This is a genomic window from Nocardioides sp. GCM10028917 (genome assembly GCF_042666175.1).
GTDB lineage: Bacteria > Actinomycetota > Actinomycetes > Propionibacteriales > Nocardioidaceae > Nocardioides.
Map to the genome: position 1 here is coordinate 746,962 of NZ_JBHTFL010000007.1, position 17,077 is coordinate 764,038.

At 65.4% G+C, this 17,077-nt stretch carries 14 protein-coding genes; 10 read left to right on the plus strand and 4 right to left on the minus strand.

The window, feature by feature from the left end; translation table 11 throughout:
* The first annotated feature begins 32 nt into the window (after positions 1-32).
* Positions 33-2,912, plus strand: a complete 2,880-nt coding sequence (locus tag ACFQW6_RS12965) for an ATP-binding protein (RefSeq protein WP_378545641.1) — start codon at positions 33-35, stop codon at positions 2,910-2,912.
* Positions 2,913-3,133: 221 nt separating this feature from the next.
* On the opposite strand, the gene ACFQW6_RS12970 is transcribed toward ACFQW6_RS12965, so the two are convergent.
* A complete protein-coding gene (locus ACFQW6_RS12970; RefSeq protein WP_378545644.1) occupies positions 3,134-3,724 on the minus strand; it encodes a hypothetical protein in 591 nt (196 codons plus the stop codon).
* 403 nt (positions 3,725-4,127) lie between these two features.
* Here ACFQW6_RS12970 and ACFQW6_RS12975 point away from each other — a divergent pair, with 403 nt between their 5' ends.
* The gene (locus tag ACFQW6_RS12975; protein ID WP_378545647.1) at positions 4,128-5,438 is read left to right on the plus strand and encodes a hypothetical protein; all 1,311 of its coding nucleotides are present in this window, start codon (positions 4,128-4,130) and stop codon (positions 5,436-5,438) included.
* Positions 5,439-5,465: 27 nt separating this feature from the next.
* Here the strand turns inward: ACFQW6_RS12975 and ACFQW6_RS12980 are convergent, their stop codons facing one another.
* Both ACFQW6_RS12980 and ACFQW6_RS12985 read right to left on the minus strand, forming a co-directional pair.
* Positions 5,466-6,371 carry a tyrosine-type recombinase/integrase gene (locus tag ACFQW6_RS12980; protein WP_378545650.1) on the minus strand — a complete coding sequence of 302 codons (906 nt, stop codon included), beginning with the start codon at positions 6,369-6,371 and terminating at the stop codon, positions 5,466-5,468.
* A 264-nt stretch (positions 6,372-6,635) separates the two neighbouring features.
* Positions 6,636-7,694, minus strand: coding sequence for a hypothetical protein (locus tag ACFQW6_RS12985; RefSeq protein ID WP_378545653.1), 1,059 nt, complete (start codon positions 7,692-7,694; stop codon positions 6,636-6,638).
* An 884-nt stretch (positions 7,695-8,578) separates the two neighbouring features.
* Here ACFQW6_RS12985 and ACFQW6_RS12990 point away from each other — a divergent pair.
* The 4 genes from ACFQW6_RS12990 (at position 8,579) to ACFQW6_RS13005 (ending at position 11,984) form a co-directional block, all read left to right on the plus strand.
* Positions 8,579-9,238, plus strand: coding sequence for a hypothetical protein (locus ACFQW6_RS12990; protein ID WP_378545656.1), 660 nt, complete (start codon positions 8,579-8,581; stop codon positions 9,236-9,238).
* Positions 9,239-9,389: 151 nt separating this feature from the next.
* Positions 9,390-10,361 (plus strand): hypothetical protein, encoded by a 972-nt coding sequence (locus ACFQW6_RS12995; protein WP_378545659.1) that lies wholly within the window; start codon positions 9,390-9,392, stop codon positions 10,359-10,361.
* A 138-nt stretch (positions 10,362-10,499) separates the two neighbouring features.
* Positions 10,500-11,573: a hypothetical protein gene (locus tag ACFQW6_RS13000; RefSeq protein WP_378545662.1), complete on the plus strand. Its 1,074-nt coding sequence runs from the start codon at positions 10,500-10,502 to the stop codon at positions 11,571-11,573.
* 123 nt (positions 11,574-11,696) lie between these two features.
* Positions 11,697-11,984: a hypothetical protein gene (locus ACFQW6_RS13005; RefSeq protein ID WP_378545665.1), complete on the plus strand. Its 288-nt coding sequence runs from the start codon at positions 11,697-11,699 to the stop codon at positions 11,982-11,984.
* Positions 11,985-12,023: 39 nt separating this feature from the next.
* Here ACFQW6_RS13005 and ACFQW6_RS13010 read toward each other — a convergent pair whose 3' ends face one another.
* The gene (locus ACFQW6_RS13010; RefSeq protein ID WP_378545668.1) at positions 12,024-12,860 is read right to left on the minus strand and encodes a hypothetical protein; all 837 of its coding nucleotides are present in this window, start codon (positions 12,858-12,860) and stop codon (positions 12,024-12,026) included.
* Positions 12,861-13,437: 577 nt separating this feature from the next.
* Here ACFQW6_RS13010 and ACFQW6_RS13015 point away from each other — a divergent pair.
* The 4 genes from ACFQW6_RS13015 (at position 13,438) to ACFQW6_RS13030 (ending at position 16,943) form a co-directional block, all read left to right on the plus strand.
* On the plus strand, positions 13,438-14,139 hold the full coding sequence (locus ACFQW6_RS13015; protein ID WP_378545671.1) for a hypothetical protein: 702 nt from the start codon (positions 13,438-13,440) through the stop codon (positions 14,137-14,139).
* Between the two features lie 635 nt (positions 14,140-14,774).
* Positions 14,775-15,395 carry a hypothetical protein gene (locus ACFQW6_RS13020; RefSeq protein WP_378545674.1) on the plus strand — a complete coding sequence of 207 codons (621 nt, stop codon included), beginning with the start codon at positions 14,775-14,777 and terminating at the stop codon, positions 15,393-15,395.
* A 455-nt stretch (positions 15,396-15,850) separates the two neighbouring features.
* Complete coding sequence (locus ACFQW6_RS13025; RefSeq protein WP_378545677.1) at positions 15,851-16,246, plus strand: hypothetical protein; 396 nt, start codon at positions 15,851-15,853, stop codon at positions 16,244-16,246.
* Between the two features lie 352 nt (positions 16,247-16,598).
* Positions 16,599-16,943 (plus strand): hypothetical protein, encoded by a 345-nt coding sequence (locus ACFQW6_RS13030; protein ID WP_378545680.1) that lies wholly within the window; start codon positions 16,599-16,601, stop codon positions 16,941-16,943.
* Positions 16,944-17,077: the final 134 nt, after the last annotated feature.

Sequence of the window (17,077 nt, forward strand, 5' to 3'; positions counted from 1 at the left end):
GACCCGACCTAGAGCCTGGACCGCAGCGTGAGTTGAACGACGCGCTGCACGCGTTGCATCACCGGGCGGGTTGGCCGAGCCTGCGCAACTTGGCCAGCGACGCAGGCTGCAGCCACACCACGGTGTCGCACGTCTTCTCGTCGCCGAAGCCGACCCGTTGGGGAGTGATAGAGCTTCTCGTCGAAGCCATGGGCGGGGACACGGCGGAGTTCCACGATCTCTGGCTCTCGGCCAGTAGTTCCGGACCCTCAACTCTCGATAAAGGCGCGAGTGCCATCGCGGGCCGCAAGACCGAGTTGGCCTCTGTACGTCGTCACCTCGAGAGTGGCGCCGGCCTTCTGCTCGTGACCGGTGAGGCCGGGATAGGCAAGACGAAACTGGTGAGCACGGCGGTAGCCCTGGTTGCAACAGACGTATTCGTCGCAACCGGGTCCTGCCTGCCCCTGTCGTCTGACGCACCGCTGATGCCACCCGCGGACGCCCTGCGCTCGGTCTACGAGTCCGACGGGGGCCGGTGGCTGGGGGAGGCTCTTTCGAAGTGCCCGCCATACGTGCTCGACTCCTTGACGCTGCTGGTTCCCGAGCTCGCGCGTGAGGACGTGCCGGCGCTGCCCACACGCGACACCTGGGCCGGGCAACGTCTGTTCGCTGCCGTTGAGGCCACTTTGCGCGCTCTTGCGGCAGGTCGTCGACTCGGCCTGCTCATCGAGGACCTGCACTGGGCCGATACCGCCACTCTCGACCTGATCGAGCACCTTGCTGGACGGGGGACCGACATCCCCGTGCTCGGCACCTGGCGGGTGGACGATCCAACGATCGACCGGTCGAACCTCAAGTGGTTCACGCGAGTGCGGCGGTCCTCATCGGTGAGGTCGCTTCCGCTCGCCGCGCTCAGCCCGGCTGAGACGTGCGATCAGCTGGCGCTCCTGACGGGTCAAGCTCCGGCAGCCGGCTTCGTCGAAGGCATTTTCCGACGTACGCAGGGCCAGCCGCTGTTCACCGAGCAGCTTGCCGCGGACGTCGACGCGAACCGCGAGCTCCCCGCGCTCCTTGCCGATCTCCTCGATGATCGTCTGGGACGCCTGACCGGATCTGCTTGGGCCGTGGCCCGCGCCTTAGGCGCCGCCGATCGCCCGGTCACCGCTGCACTCCTCGCCCAGATCTCCGGTCTCTCCGCCGAGGCTCTCTCTGCCGGGCTGCACGATCTCGACGCCCGCCGGCTGCTCGGCACGTCGAGAGACGAGGTCATCTTGCGGCACCCACTGCTCGCCGAAGCGATCCGCCGACGACTCGTGGCGGGTGAGGTCGAAAGCCTGCACGCTGCAGTGGCCGGCGCCTTGGCAGCTACGCCAGACCCCGAGCCCGCTGAGGTCGCTCGCCATTGGCAGTCGGCAGGCAACCGTGACAAGGAGCTGCAATGGAGGATCCGCGCAGCACAGGTCGCCCATGAGCGCTACGCCATGCGTCAAGAGGTGGCGGAGTGGCGGCGAGTCCTCGAGCTCTGGCCGGAAGGCCAACTGGTCGCCAGTGAGCCGCCCACTCGACGATATGACGTGCTCGTCTCCTTAATGACCACGTGGACCGGGGTCGACGTCGAGCGCCCCGATGACGTGGCGGCAGACTGCTTGGCCCTTGTCCCGGACCTCCCGCCACTCGAGGCGGCCATGATGCTCTATCTCGCAGGCGACCACTACGCGGATTCCGGTCAACGAGAGTTGGGATTGGAGCTGCTGCACCGTGCGATTGCGATTTTCGAGGACTGCCCTCCAAACGAGGGGCATGTGCGGGCTATCAAATGTTTGGGTTCAGCACTGCGCGAGGCCGGTCGCAACCAGGACGCTGCACGAGCGGCCAGCCGCGGCATTGAAGTCAGCGCCGAGCTGAGGGACCCGGCGTGGCATCGAAGGATGCTCATGGAGAAGGCGTGGCACGACGTTCGAGCAGGGGACATTGCGCCCGGAATGGCGCGGGCGCGCCAGGCCGCGGCAATGTCGGTCGACCCACCCGACCCGCGCGGGGAGGCCAGTGTCCTGTCGGCCTACACCGACCTCCTGCTCCTCACTGCCGGTGACGTCGACGAGGTGGTCACGGTCGGTCAACAGGCACTCGACTCGGCTGCCGTTTGGACCCTGGAGTCGTACGGAGTGTCAGCGATCCGGTACAACATGGCCGTCGCGATGCGTCGCAGTGGTCAGGTGCGGCGAGCCGCTGCGCTGATCGAGCCGTACGCCGCCGAGGTGCCCACCAAGGGCCAATGGGGCGGGTTGCACGTCGAACGCGCACGCCTTCACATGTTGCAGGGGCACTTGGAGGCGGCTCAGGCGTTCAGGGACGTGCTACGCGCAAGCCGCCCGATCTCGCTCGACGAACTCCTCGAAGACGCCGAAGCATTCGCCGAGATCGACGTGTGGACCTGTGACCACGAGGCGGGGTTCGCCAACGCAGTCGCGCTGGCCGACGAGGTCGCGCCGACGGAAGCAGCGCTCTCTCTGGGACCGCACCTGACGTTGGCGGCGCGTTCAGCCGCAGACGGTCCTGCAAGCGACCGCGACGCTCGCCTGCGCCGGCTGCTCGCGGTGCGCGAGGCCTGTGTGGTGGATCCCTTCGCGATCCGGCCGGTACCGGCGGACGGCAAGGCGTGGACAGCGACCTGGACCGCGGAGATATCGCGATTGTCCAGCCGGCCCAGCGTCGAGCTCTGGATTACCGCAGCCAGTGAGTGGGACAGACTCAGCCGGCCACATGACTCGGCGTATTGCAGTTGGCGAGCAGCGCAGTTTGCTGTCTCGACCGGGCAGGCCGCGACGGCTGCCAAACTCCTGCGTCGAGCGTCGCGCGACGCTGCTGAGCACGTCCCCTTGCTGAAGGCCGTCCGCGCGACCACCCCTAAACCTGCCCGTGAGCCAGGTTGAATTCATGGCCGATCCTGTGGCCCACGACCGCAGGCAGATCCGGACGGTCAACCGGGCGCCGACAGGCGGCGTAGTGACGCACCCATTACGGCATCCGGTCGCTTCCCGACGTTCGCAATGCCGGCGGCTTCCGCTGGTCCTGGCACAGGCACGAGCCTGACGTGCCCGATCCGTCTGCGGACCTCTGCCACTGTCTCGCTTGGCGTCGCGGAGGTATCGCCTTAAGGCAGCAGATTGAGGTCCACCAGCACCGCGACCGCCTGGAGGTCCCGGTCGAAGCCGGCGTACGCCGGGTAGAGGCCGGAGCCGTCCGGGCACAGGAAGACCGCCGCGGCCACCCGCCCGTCCACCTCCATGGCCACGATCCGCTCGACGAGCGCGCGGTTGTAGACCTCCTGCATGTGCAGGGCGTCCTCGAACAGCGGCTTGAGCATGGCCGAGTCGGTGACGTCGTAGAACGCGCCGAGGGCCGAGTCGCAGTCGAGGTGGAAGTGCGACTCGTGATGCACCAGAGGCTGCCACGACGTCACCTGGTCGACCGCGCCGATGGCCGCCGCACAGCTCATCTCCACCGGCTCGGGCTGCCCGGCCCTCGGCACGGCGATCGTGCTGAGCACCGTGGTCTGCTCACCCTGCCCGATGCTGATCTGCTGGACCTCCGGCACGCTGGGTTCGAACCAAGGGTCGGCGATCGCCAGGGTGCCCCAGCGCAGCGGGACGCCCGGCCCGGGAGTGGCGGTCACGGTGACCGCCTCCCCCCGGAGCTCGACGCTGCGGCCGAAGTCGACTAGTACCTCTGGAGCCGTGCTCATGCTCCTCCTCAACACACGTTGCTGAACGACTCGATCCCGGCGGACCCACGGTTGCCGACGTAGAACGCCGATACCGTCCATGACGGGCACCGTATCGAGGACTGCCGCCACCGTCAGGGCGACTGCGCGAGGCAACTGACGAAGGGGCAAAGACTCTGATGCGTTCCTGTACTCGACTTAGTGACGCCGGCACGCGGCGGAATGACTCGGCATGCCCGAGGAGCAACTGCACGGATCAAACAAGCCGCGGTCGTTCGAGCCACCCAACAGCACCGGCATGGGTGTGGCGTGTCGGGCATCGCCGAACAAGTCGTGACCCGGTGGCCCTGACTAGGCCAGTGACAGCTCCATAGACGCGAACACAGGGCTGGCTCATGCTTGAGATGACTCGAGGGAGTGGTCCATGCAAGCAGTGACCTGGCGTCGCCGTATCCCGTTCACTATCTGTCTGATAGTCACGCTCTTCACGTTGCCGCCCACGGCTTCAGCCACCTCCAAGGCGCGCACGGAGTGCCTCGGCCAGAGCGCCACCTTGGTCGGGGAGGTTGGCTCGCCGCTGGAGGGAACCGACGGCCCGGACGTCGTTGTCACGAATGGCGTGGGCTTCGTTGAAACGTATGGCGGGGACGACGTCGTGTGCATCACCGGCTCGTATGACGCTGAGGCGTATGGCGACCATTGCCCCGTCTTTGCCACAGGCGCGGGGCGTGACCGCATCGACTCGTCGATGATGGCGGAGGACCCGCACTTGCTGCTCTGCATCGATCCGGGTCGGGATGCAGACAAGGTCACTGGTGGGCCGGTGAGCGAGGACGTTCGCGCGGCGGAGCCGACAGCGAAGTCCTCACAGATAGACGTCGTGGTTACGGCAGGAGGTCGAGATTTCGTCTGGACCCGCGGAGACGACGTAGTAACACTTGGGGCCGATGTCGACGAGCTGACGCTGTTGGGAGACATGTCCGGTGGCTCGTACGACGCCGGCGGGACCCTGGGTGACACCTTGCTCGCCGAGCTCCCTGGGTTGCGCAGTGACGCCTCGTGGCAGCTCGACAATCGCTCCGGGGAGATCGTCGGGGACGCCGGCGAGATCGGTATCAGCGGCTTCTCCACATTCAGGGTGCGCGCGAGCGGCGACTTCACGTTCACCGGGTCGGATGAACGAGAGACCTTCCACTTCGCAAACAACAACAAGTTCTGGATTCCCCGCGAAAGCTCCGTGCACCTGCGGATGCGGGGCGGTAACGACGAGGTGTGGTTCTACGGGGGCGCACCTGGCGGCCGGCTGGGCGGTGGAGATGGCAACGACACCTTCCACTACTTCCGCTCGAATGGTGAGGGCACGAACAGTCGCCTGCCAATCGTCTTCAACCTCGCCTCGGGCCGACTCGAGGACGTGGGATCCGCCGGTTACACGAGACGAGCCCTCGGCTTTGAGAACGGTGACGTCTTCAGTGCCTATTGCTCCCCAAACGGGGGAGCTTGCAGCATGGCTCCTATAGCCCTTACAGGAACACATGGGCCCAACTACCTTCGAGTGTGGGGCGCTGCGGGGCAGACTGAACGCAACGTCGTGCGCGGGCGCGGGGGCGACGACGTCCTGGCTGGTAGCGGCCTAGATGACATCCTCGTCGGGGGCGGCGGCGATGACGTAGCTAAGGGACGAATGGGCGTCGACCGGTGTTCAGCCGAGATTCAGATCGGCTGTGAGGACTAAGCACCGGGCCGAAAACAAATCGCAATGTCAGACGCCGGCGACGTAGGCGGTGAGGAAGTGGACGCCGTGGCGGTCGAGGTTCCCACGGGCCCGGTCGTAGTGCTCTGTGGTACGCGGGTCGGCGTGCCGAGCGAGGATCTGGGCGTCGCGCAGTGGGACGCCGGCGTCGAGGGCGTTGGTGATCGCGGCGTGGCGTAGGGAGTGGGGGCTGATGTGCCGTGGAATGGCCGCTGCTTTCGCGATGCGGGCCACCATTCGGTAGGCATCCCGGCGGTCGATGGGGTTGCCGGACACGGGGCGCAGAATGAGTCGGCCCTCGGAACGGTCGCCGCGGCAGGCTTCGAGGACGCGCAGCACGGGCACGGTGATAGGCATGGTGGCGGGCTTGTCGCCCTTCCCGACGAGGTGCAGAACCCGGTGCCCGCGAAGTGTTTCGGCGTAGTCCTCGATCCGGACCGCGGCTGCCTCGGATGCTCGTAGGGCGTTGATGCCGAGCAGGAATGCCAGCGCTCCGTGATGGACGGTGAGGGTCTGGGCGACTTGGAGGAACCGGATGAGCTCGAGGCGGTCCAGTCCTTGGGTGCGGGATTCGTCGCGGTGCACCTTGGGCAGGCGTGCGTAGACGGCTGGGTCGCACCCGATGAGTCCGTCGATGTGGGCGTACTTGAAGTAGCCGCGGACGGCGTGCATCGAGGTGACGACCGAGGACGCGATCAGGCCGGCTTGTCCGAGGTGTCGGATGTAGAGCTCGACGTGCGCGCGTCGGATCCCGATGAGCGGGTCGAGTTCGTTGCGTTCGCACCACGCGAACCAGCGCCGCAGCTGGGAGGAGTAGAGGGTGTGGGTGTGCCCGGAGTAGCGAGCGAGGTACGAGACAGCCGCCAGTTGTGCCGGCGTCATGGAATCTGGCTGGAAGGGCAGGAGGATGCTCACGGGTGTCACCTGGCGGAGTCGGGCAAGCCCCGACCTGGTCCGCCGGAGCGAGGACGAGGCACGTGCCTGACGTTATGCCGGAGCCGCTGCTCCGTAGACACCCGTCTCGGCAGGGATTGCGGCGAAGTGACGCGGTTGCTTGGTTGCCTGAGGAGGCGGCGATGTTCTCGCGGGACTTGGGACGCGAGCGTTTCCGAGGTCTTCACCCTTGTGCTCAGCGCACATGCCGCGCGCGCATGGGTTAGCCAGATCGCTCCAAGGGCATCAGGGGTTTAGCCAGGTCTGGCTGCAAGTCCAAAGGACCGCCTGAGAAGTCATGGAGTCGAAGTCCTGTGCAAAACCGCCGACCGTCACGCCGCCTCCGGGCGCGAAGGGTGAGGCACCGCGGGCAACCGCGGCGGCATAGACATTCGACCATCCGAGTGACCCATCGGGGACTGACGGTTGCGGCAGCCGGGCCTTGATGCCGCCGTCCCGGCGGTGGCCGATGTATGCCGTAGCGCCGTATCCTCGAAAACCTGGCTCCACTGCTGCTAGGTATCCGCTGTTGTGCAGGTCAACGGTTCGTATGCGCATCAATCGGACCGGGGAAGCGGCTGGGTTGCGCCACAGAATGGTCCGAATCGCGTCTCCTGGGCCGACGTGCTGGCCTCCGATGATGAGGCCGGAGTCGTCGACGTCGGTTGCCGCCGTCACGGCTGTGGTGTCCGTTGGACGGAGCGGCATGAGTTTGGGGCCGCCGTCCCAGGTCCATGAGCCTGCTGTCCCGTAGCGCCCCCAGTACGACCCCACGATCAAGCCATCGTTGTTGATGTCAGTCCCGTACGCCTTGTCGTGTCGTGGCACTGGAAGCCGCAACCGTTCGCCGTCTGTCCAGATCACCGGAACGCTTCCATGGCCGCGCCCGCGGACGTGTCCGAGTACATCTCCTTCGTCGTTGATCGCCGTGACCGAAGCGCGAGGCCGATACCTCGAGGTCGGCAAGACGGTGGCGCCGTCTTGCTGGCTCCACACGAGCGCCTCCTCATGGGAGATGCTGAGTCGCGGGGTCGACTTCCAGCGGTTGATGGCCACCGTTCCGCTCTCGTTGACGTCGATGGCGGAGGCGGATATCGCTACCCCATCGGCGACTGCCACGCCTCCGACGCCGGTGTCGACCACCCGCTCGGGGTCGGACCACACCACAGCTGAGTACGGTATCCCGTCTTCCCATGAGGCCCCGGCGACCCAGCCGCTGTCACTCAGCGCCTCAACCCTCGCGTCACTGGTCGGCGTCAGTCCCGGTAGGACATGCAACCGTGGCTCACAACTCGACTTGCTCACGCGCGAAGCCGGTTCCGTCCACATCGCTGCGCTCGGTAGACCGGCCGCACTGACTACCGCTGAGGCGAGAACCAGTGCCCCCACCGTGACGGGCCGCCGAGGGCGCAGCGACGCCGAACTGGCGCTCGTGCCACTGTGTCGTCGATGAGGCCGCATGCCTTCTCCTAGCGGAGCAACCATGCTGGGACGCCGCAACCCGCCCGTCCATCTTCAACCCGGCGACTGCTCCTCGCAAGACCGTAACTGGAAGCGAACGACGCTCCCATTGCCGAACTGAAGGTTGCTGCTGTGCCATCGCAATAACAGATTTCAGGTCACGAGTTGCACTGCGCGGTCACCAGGCTCGGCGCACTGATGGGCGCTATATCGTTCACGAAGCACAGGCCACGAGCTCAGGCAGTTCCCGTCGAGCTCGGAGCTTCTCGCATCCGTTACCGTGACGCCGGCACGCGGCGAAATGGGTCACCTGTGCGACTGCGCGGAACGCGGCAGCGGATGCCCGAACGGGCAGTACGGCTCGTTGGAGTGGACGGTTGGGGCTGGCAACGATTCGGTGACGTCCGTTGCACCTGTCGGTCTCCCCGGTCACCCTCGGCAGGTGAAGTCAGCAGTGGTCCTGCTCGGTGCACTGATGCTGTCCGCGTGCGGTAGCACCGCCGCACCGGCCCTGGTCGAGGACTCCGACGCTGCGGTACCGACGGGTCTGGAGTCCGGGTGCCCGCCGCCTGACACGCCGCCGCGGTACGCGGGCGGCGATCTGCCGCTGGGCACGGTCGGCGTACGACTGTGCCCCGGGAGCCCTGACGACCGCGTCCGACGGGACGACGTTCGGTGCGGTCATCCAGGCCCCTGCCGACGAACTGACCACCGGCGTCGATGCGCTGGTGGAGGTGGTGAACGACCTCTCGGTCTTCGACCCGGACACCGCGTGCTTCGCCGATGACGGGCCACATCACGTCTACTGGTTCCGCTACCCGGACGGCGACGCCCGAGCCGTCGCCTACGCCGAGGCCGGGTGCCATCTCCTGACCGTCGGGAAGTATCGGGAGTATCGGGAGGGAGAACGCGTAGCGGCGGCCTTCGCCGACGCACTGGCCGCTCAGCGCGCTGACTCCACGCCATCTGCGGCTACGCGCGCGGAAGGGCCGGGATGTTCGATGCCACCCATGTCGCAGCCCATCAGCACCCTGCCGCATGTACCGCTCGCCATGACCGCCGCGACCTGGTGCGAAGGCGTCGGGCCCTACCGCATGCGGGCCACCCCCATTCCCGCGCCTCTCCTGCAACGCATCAACGAGACGCTCCTGGGCGACCCCACCGACCAGCGCGATGACTGCGAGCCCTCCGCCTATGGACGCGGCATCGAAGGCACCACCGGATGGGGAGACCGGGTCTACTACGGCGTACAGGGTTGCGACATCTACGCCCGCACCGGGTACGGCCGCGACCTCGCCTACACCGTCTACGAAGCAGACCGCGACCTTCTCGCCGCCCTCAAGGCCCTCCCGCCCGGGCCGGTCCGACGCTGGCAACAACACCCGTGACTCTGTAAACGCTGGGCACACGTTCTGTGCAGGGGGTCTGAGGAGGCGCCATCTCATCGCCAGATCCCCTTGTGGCACCGGTGACGACACGCGGCGAAGCGACGCGGAGTTACGACACCACCCTGTCGGCGCTCGGGCCTACGCTGCCGGCATGTGGGAGAGCCCGACAGCCCTGTGGGCGCGATTGAAGCTGGGCCGCGAGGAGTATCTTCAGCGGCTCCTCACCACGCTGATCCTCGACGGCGATGCACCACCGTGGAACACGCCGCGGTCACCAGGCGCCGCGGGGCGACGGTTCCTCGAACTGCTGGACGAAGCCGTTCATGGTCCACACGTCAGGGATGGATCGTCGATGTCTCCAGAGGTGTTCATCGATGAGTACCTGCTGCCCAAGCTCGAGGAGGAAGCGGCGAACGGCTGGCCGGACTGGGCGGTCTTGTCTGATGACCGCGTGTGGGTCATCGAACTGAAGACGGAAGCCGGGAGCCACCGTGCCGATCAACTGCCGTACTACTTGAGGCTCGCCGCTGCGGCGCACCCCGATTGCAACCTGGACCTGACCTACATCACCGGTCCTCTGACGAAGCCCGCGCCAGCGTTGCGCAAGGGCCAGCGCTACAGCCACCTCGCATGGCAAGAGGTCCTTCCACTCGTCGATAGCGCGTGGGGTGACGACCAACGCCCAGAGGTGGAGGCCTACGTGGAGATGGTCGCCACAGTCGTGGGCAACCTGAGCCTGCTTAAGCCGTCGGAGCAGCGCCAGATGGTGCTCGGCTTGCCACGTGCCGACCCCGTCAGTGCCACGGATGAAGGGGTGGTCTCTGACCGGATGACAGACCTGTCAACGACGGAGCCACCTGCCTTGCTTGATCTCGCTCGCGCAACTGCCGCCGACGGTCGCCAGCGAGGTATCGGCGCTCAGAATCCCGAAGCGCTCGAAGCGCTCCGCGACCAAGCGCTCGCGGAGATTGGCAGCCTGCCGCCGGACGATGCCACTCGGTTCGTCCTTCCTTGGCTTTGGCGAGGCGGTCGCACCGACGGCCGGACACTCACGCCCGAGGGCGAGGAGTTCGGACTCGAACTTCGCTTCTCCCGGTACAAGAAGGTCCAGGTAGAGGCCTAGTGCGTGCCGCCGTCACGCGGCGGTATGACTCACCTGTCAGCGCGGTGGTCTCAACGCTCATCGCTTCAACGTGCGTGCCCGGCACGAATGACCCACGTTGGTCTATCTGCAGTCGCAGGACTTCTCTACATTCAGTACATGCCGGACCCTCCCGCCGCCTGCCAGCCGCTCGCCGATGAGCTCGCCACACTGCACGCTCAGGACCAGTCGCTCGCGGCCCTCGCAGAGACCCTCGTCGGTCCCGCCGCCTGGCAGTCCCTCGCCGAGCTTGGCCGCGTCAGAGCCCAAAAGGCAGCCAAGCAGCGCGAGCTCGACGGCTGCGTCGCCGCGAACACGGCGACGCTGACCGGAACCCTCACCGTCATCGACGTCCGACTGAGCCCCCCGCACGAGATTAGGAACATCGTCCTGTGGGACGTGGACCACCCCAACCACTCAGTCCCCGCGAACATGACCGGGCCCATGTTCGGTTTCAAGCCCCCGGGAGCGCTGCCGGAGAACAAGGCGGTCACGGTCCAGTCCATTGCGCCCAACGGAGCGGCGGTCGGCGCCGGTTTCGACTTCCGCACGGGTCCACTGCCGGCCATCCGGAATAGCCTGCCGATCGAGATCATGCTGCTACCCGACGTGAACTTCGACGAGGCCACCATCAATGCCTGGGCATTCACGGTCCAACTCCCCGCGCAGCCGATGAGCACCGGCGTTGGAGGAGCCGTGAACGTCGGCCCGACCACGTTCACGGTCTCGCTTGCGACCGGCAATCTCGTTGTGACCGTCCACAGCGTCCTTGCCGGCATCGGTGGTGGCGGTGGAGTGCCGTTGGTTTCGGCGACGCCCCACCCGGTGTCAGCAACCCTCCCAGTGACCGTGCTCCCAAACATGAACCCGGTCGGTGACCCGGCAGCGCCAGTGACGGTCAAGGTCGGCGACCCCACGTCGAGCCAGGACGGCGGCCTGTTCGGGGGAGTTGCCGCAGCGCTCGTCCCGCTCGCGTTCGGCTCTATCCGTAGCCAGTTTGAGCAACAGATCACCGCGTGGCTCAACGGCCAGCTGCCCGGCCTGGTGGCGGCCGTGTTCACTCTCGAATCACTTCCAACAGGGTGCTCGATCGCGGTGCGGTCTGTCGACGTTAGCTCGGCCGGGATGAGCCTCTCGGCGGTCGTCGGCAACCTCGGGACTGCTCTGAGCACGTTCAGCCCACATGATCTCTGAAGAAGTTCGAGGACCCTTGATGATCCCCGTGCTCGTTGACGGACCTTTCAAATGCCCATAGCGTCGTAAGCAATCACACTCGCCACCCAGTCGGTTGCCAACAGGCTCATGAAGGGTGCCCCCATGGAGATCCAACGTCGGGTCAACTTCGTCGTTGACCTCAGTGATGATGGCGGTTTGCAGCCTCACGAAATGCATGGACGCTGGTGGCTATTTCGGGACGTCGTAAACCCGGTCTCCGTGGTAGCCACGGCATCGCCGATCGATGGAGGCTATCTGAGTGTGAAAGATGTGATCGTGAAGGTCCGGATAGAGCCTTCCTACTGTTACGAGGTGGGCGTGAATGTAGTCAACATGGGCGAGGAGCCAGTCGGGCGTTTTACGGTAATGATCGACTTCCTGTTGCCGTAGCTAGCCCAGATCAAGTCGCCCATTCGATGCTCGGCCCGTTTAGCGGTCAGGGTGATGGAGCCGGAGCAACGAACCTTCTTCAGCGAGGACGTTGTTGAGTTTCGCCAGATCCGCCTCTGACACGTTCTGAACAGCTGAGAGCAGGGTCACTAGAGCCGGCACTCGCTGGTGCTCGTCAAGCAGTGCGAACCAGTGCTCTTCCGACCCGTGGGCGCTGGTCAACTTGGCGTCTATCTCCTGCAATGCGTCCTCGATGTCGCCAACGATCACCGATTCGGCATCGACCTCGGCGTAGGCGGCCCCATTGGCGAGCGGCACCTCCGTCGAGGAGGTGTCCTCCCCTTCAGTCGTGTGCTGGTAAGAGACGCCGTGAGGGTCGGAGATCTGAACCATCGTCGGCTCCCTGGTGGTTCGCGTCCAGGCCGAGAGCAGCACCGGGACAGGGCCGGAGGCTTGCGGCCACAGGCGAAGGAGTTTGCCCTCACGGGAAACGGGCGGTACCCGTAGCGTCACGTAGCCGGTCACCGGAACGTTCCTATATTCGACTCCTCCCGCGTGCTCGGGGTTCTCTCTGCGTTGGAAGTGCACCATCGTCGTGCCGCCGGCCGGTGCACGCAGCATCCACCATGCCCGGGTCGCTGATTTCGCGCTGCCTAGCTGAACGGGACCCATCTCGGTTCCAGCGACGACGAGCGATGCTCGCGGTACGTTCGCTCGGCCGAGTCGGTCCTTGGTTTCTGCATCGATATGCACGTGGGCCCCGACCAAGAACTTGATGGGCTCATCGTGGAGATTGGTGATCAGGGCGAAGAAGTCAGTGAACCGCTCGCCGAGCGGGGAACGCGCACGGTCCACGATGAAGTTCGACACCAGCACGGGACGACCTCCCTCGCTTCTCAGCCGCCGCGAGCCATCGTCCGGTGTCCTGCGGCCGCATGACGGGTCTGGGTGGCGACAATCCTGGGCGTGAGACGGTATCTGCTCTGATGGTGGCGTACTGCGGCGGTGACGTCCAGTGACGGCCGGGGAGACGGCCGCTCGGACCCGTTGGAGGTCGGTGTATTGCACCGGGGCGTCTGGGCATCCTGCAGGCGCCGCAATGACGCGCCTTGAGCTGTCTGAGCGGTCAGCGACAGGGCGCTACGGCTGCGAACGACATGCGAGCGCGACGGAATGACGCTAGGTGGGCGAGGTCGCGCTTATGCGCTGGCTTGATCGCCTTGGCAGGCCTTTCCGCGCCCTTGCCTGGGGAGCGAACTGCTAGTCCTTTTCGGTCGCGCCGTCAAGCAGTTGCTCGCAGTTCGAGGTCCACGGTCCCCCTATGTGCCGTGCAAAGGTGGGGCGTGCCTCCACCGTCACCTCGCTTGCGCCTTGCTGCCGCAACGGCACTCTTCCTCGTCGCCGGCCAACATGCCATCCAGTGCGCGGGACTCGCGGCGAAAGGACGCACTCCATGGCAGTGGGTCTGGACGGCAGAGACGCGATCGCCGCTCTCACCGTTTCGCCGCTCGGGGAGTGCCCTCAGATGCCGGTACCTGTCGGTCACGCCGACATGATCGAGCGGATCGGCGCCCCATACTTTAGGGATAGATGGTTACCCAGACAGCGAACGACGATGCAGTCATTAGCGTTGTTCCGCAGGCATGAGGAGGCTGCGGTGTCGGACTGGGTGGTCGTTCTCGGAACATTGAGTGGAACCGCGCTTGGTGCCGGAACCACCTACCTGAGCCAGCGAACCCAGGATCGACGTCGCGCAACCGAGGTCCTCCGAACCGACCGACGGCGAACCTACACAGACTTCTTGTCAGCGATGCACGGCCTCTTTCTAGAGGTTCGGATGGCTAGGCAAGCAGCACAGGCGCCGCTAGACAGCGGCCTCCCTGGAGATTCCGTTACGTTCAGATTGTCGCTCCGTAAAATCCAGCCACTTGAAGCGCAGAAAGCGTTGGACTCCCTTCGACTTATCGCCGGCGATGCGACGATCGAGCGCGGCGAGGCGATGTTCCGGTTTCTGCGCGAGGTAGAGCCTGAAGTACTTCGCGCGAACCGCTGGTCGGGATGGCACCACCAGTATCGAGAACTGAGGTACCAATTCCTGCACGCCGCGCGCATCGACCTTGGTGACGTTCCGAAAAGTTCACGATCAGCACAGTGACGACCGCCGTTGGGCTTCGGCTCCGGCGACGCAAGGCCCTCGCGGTGGCGTTCGGGTAGCGCATCTTGTGCAGCCGATTGATCGACGACGAACACTCATCGGCAGACCCGGACATCCCCGACAGGCGGCGGAATGGGCTAGGTCGGGCGGCACCGGTACGTGCAACATTCCCGGCCGTCGGAGATGACGCTGAGGACCTACTGCACCGACTGGCTGCGAAACTCATGCGCTGATCAACCTAACGACTGACCGCACACCGGGAGACGAGTGCGGCTACTGGGGCGGGTGCGCCGTGAAGCCGCCAGCGTACTCATCGGAGTCGACCACCCGCGCCCATCCGAGCGAGTAGCTGGACCTGCTCAGGGGTCATCAAAAGCGACGGTTCGGCAGCGCGTGAGCCCTGTTTAGGCGGTGGCGGGTCTAGTCGACGGTTCGGGGATGCGCTCGCCCCGCAGACGGCTCGCAGTGCATGACTGACGCTCTTCCTAGGGCCCTCGCCGAAAGCCCTGTATTGCCGCCGGATCTCTGCGAAACTCCGCGACGTGCACAGACAACTTATCCCTATCCTAATCACGGCCGGCCTGCTGACGGGCGGGGTTCTGCCCTCCTCGGCTTCGACACAGACACTCGCGCCCTTGACCGCCAGTGCAGCCACGGACGCGTCCAAGGCTGAGTGGCTAAAGACGACAAAGTCCGCCTGGCTGAAGAAGTCCAAGACGAAGTTCACGGCCTACAAGCGCACCCACCCGAAGGCGACGCTTAAGACCTACCGCGCAGAGATCTACACCCTGACGAAGTACCGAAAGAAGCACCCCTTCGTGGCTCCTCCTTCGTACCGGTGGATCCCCCTCGCGGCAGCGTTTGAACCCTCGAGCACCGACTTGCCGTCGCCCTCCCTCGTTCCCGCGGGCGGCGTCGGCCTCCCCGAGCTGACGACAATCTACGACAACATGGGTGGCACCAACGCCTCTCAATTCACCCAGCCAGCCAGCGAGCGGTGGTCGTGCACGTCGGTCGTCGTGGGCGCCCACATCGTCAAGGACTCCAGCCACAAGGGAGATGTTGGCACCCAGACCTGGCAGTTCGTCCAGGAGTCGGGAACCATCGTCAACTATGAGACCGACATCGACGAGCAGGGCGCTAACTCCACTCTTGCCCTCGACGGCAGCAAGTTCACCCTCAACGTGAAGATGGAGGGGAAGAACAACTCGATCACCATCGCGCCTTTCGGAGGCAAGGCTTTCTGCACCAAGTAGGCCATCGTCCTGGCGCAGTTCAGCGACGAAGACCCCTGCTTTCGAGACACCACTCGAGAGCAGGGGTCCTTCGTTTCCCGCCGACTCGTCATATGCCCTTCGTGCGTTCCACATCGACCCCCTCCCTTGATAGGGGAATACGAACGGGGCACGCTCGCCGGCCGATCCGGATGTTTGACTGCGCCCGACAAGCGGCGAAAAGTAGCATGTCTGCGGAGACCTCGAGCGCCGGCGGGCTGTACAGATAGCGCCGGAACTTGTCCGCGCTATCGCGGTGCCCGCCACACCTAGACAATGTTAATACCGTGTCGGTCGGCTTCGTCGCGTGTCAGAGGTATCAGTGGACGACCCCCGGCCTCCTCGTGAGGATAAGGACACGTCGACAGCGGTGCTGTTGACGGTATAGATCTGACGGTCCAGCCTTTTGGAAGACACACGAGGCGCAAGGGGGAGCAATGAGCGAAACAGTCGGGGTGGCGCAGCCGCAATCTGAGGAATCCATCCGTCTCGAGGCACAGTCGCTGGTCCTTGAGGAGGCACGGAGAGCGTTCACCGAGCGCGATGTCGCGCGATTTGACCATCTCCTGGACCGCCTAACGGGCTCGCCCGATGCGGGGCCGGATGCCGTCCTGACTCACGACATCGAGCGCGAGACATTCATGGACCGGTGGCGACTTGCGCTGGCCGCCGTGTTGATCATCGGCCTCATCGTTGTCGTCGGAGTCTCCGTGGCCCAGGACAGTCAATTCGGCGGCGAGTACGTCCCACTGCTCAGCGGACTCGCCGGTATCGCCATTGGCTGGCTCTACTCCGGCACAACAGGGCGCCGTGGGCCCAGTGGCGATGCCTAGCTGGGCATCACACCTAGCGATCCGCGTACGCGCACGAGACAGCACAGTGACCATTGAAACTGCGAGCCCGGGGGACACATGGCAGACACTCTCAAGACGACGGTCGTCGTTCCACCTCAGAGTCCCGAGGAAAGGGCCGCGGAACTGGCCGACATACGCAAATGGCGCGCTGTCCTGGTTGTGGCCGCGGTGGTCTTCGTCCTCCTGACCATCGGCCTTCAAGCCTGGTCCTCGATACAGACGAGCAGCACTGAAGTCGTGACGACAGGGACCGACGCCGAAACCAAGAACGGCACGGTGATGACTACCGTGAAGAAGGGGCCTCCGGACAGCCTGGTATCGACGTCGATGGGTGCCGCAGCCGCGCTGCTGGCCGCGGCCGCCTTCTACGGTCGTAAAGAAGTTCTCTTTCGGCGGCGCGGATATCGAGCTAGCAACGGCTGGCGGGCTCACCGAGCCCGAGACGAAGGCCGTGGTTCAGGAGGCCGCCAAGCAGGCCGATGCCGAGGGTCTCGAGGAGGACAAGCCTGCAGTCGTTGCCAGTGCCCTCGACAGTGCGAGAGGCACCAAGGCAATGCTTCGCAGCGGAGTCACTCCAGATGACGCCCCTGATGCCCTCGAGCTCCTCCGCGACCCGGACGCCCTCGCGAACTACTCAGCCATCAGAGCGGTCCACAAGTTCAAGACGGACCCGTGAGCGAGAGAGCGCTGTCCTTTCCCTAGCGGCTCTGAGCGCGCGGCGCGCAAACCGAGTGTCCTCGGGCCTCCTGTAGGACCGTCTTGCTGAAGACGCCCGGGCAGATCACGCAGCACACTCCGACCTTCGGCCTC

Bases quoted from the DNA above. Each gene is read 5' to 3' on its own strand.
- ACFQW6_RS13025 (WP_378545677.1), top strand. From the start codon at position 15,851: ATGAGCGAAACAGTCGGGGTGGCGCAGCCGCAATCTGAGGAATCCATC.
- ACFQW6_RS12970 (WP_378545644.1), bottom strand. From the start codon at position 3,724: ATGAGCACGGCTCCAGAGGTACTAGTCGACTTCGGCCGCAGCGTCGAG.
- ACFQW6_RS13000 (WP_378545662.1), top strand. From the start codon at position 10,500: ATGCCGGACCCTCCCGCCGCCTGCCAGCCGCTCGCCGATGAGCTCGCC.
- ACFQW6_RS12975 (WP_378545647.1), top strand. From the start codon at position 4,128: ATGCAAGCAGTGACCTGGCGTCGCCGTATCCCGTTCACTATCTGTCTG.
- ACFQW6_RS13005 (WP_378545665.1), top strand. From the start codon at position 11,697: ATGGAGATCCAACGTCGGGTCAACTTCGTCGTTGACCTCAGTGATGAT.
- ACFQW6_RS12995 (WP_378545659.1), top strand. From the start codon at position 9,390: ATGTGGGAGAGCCCGACAGCCCTGTGGGCGCGATTGAAGCTGGGCCGC.
- ACFQW6_RS13015 (WP_378545671.1), top strand. From the start codon at position 13,438: ATGGCAGTGGGTCTGGACGGCAGAGACGCGATCGCCGCTCTCACCGTT.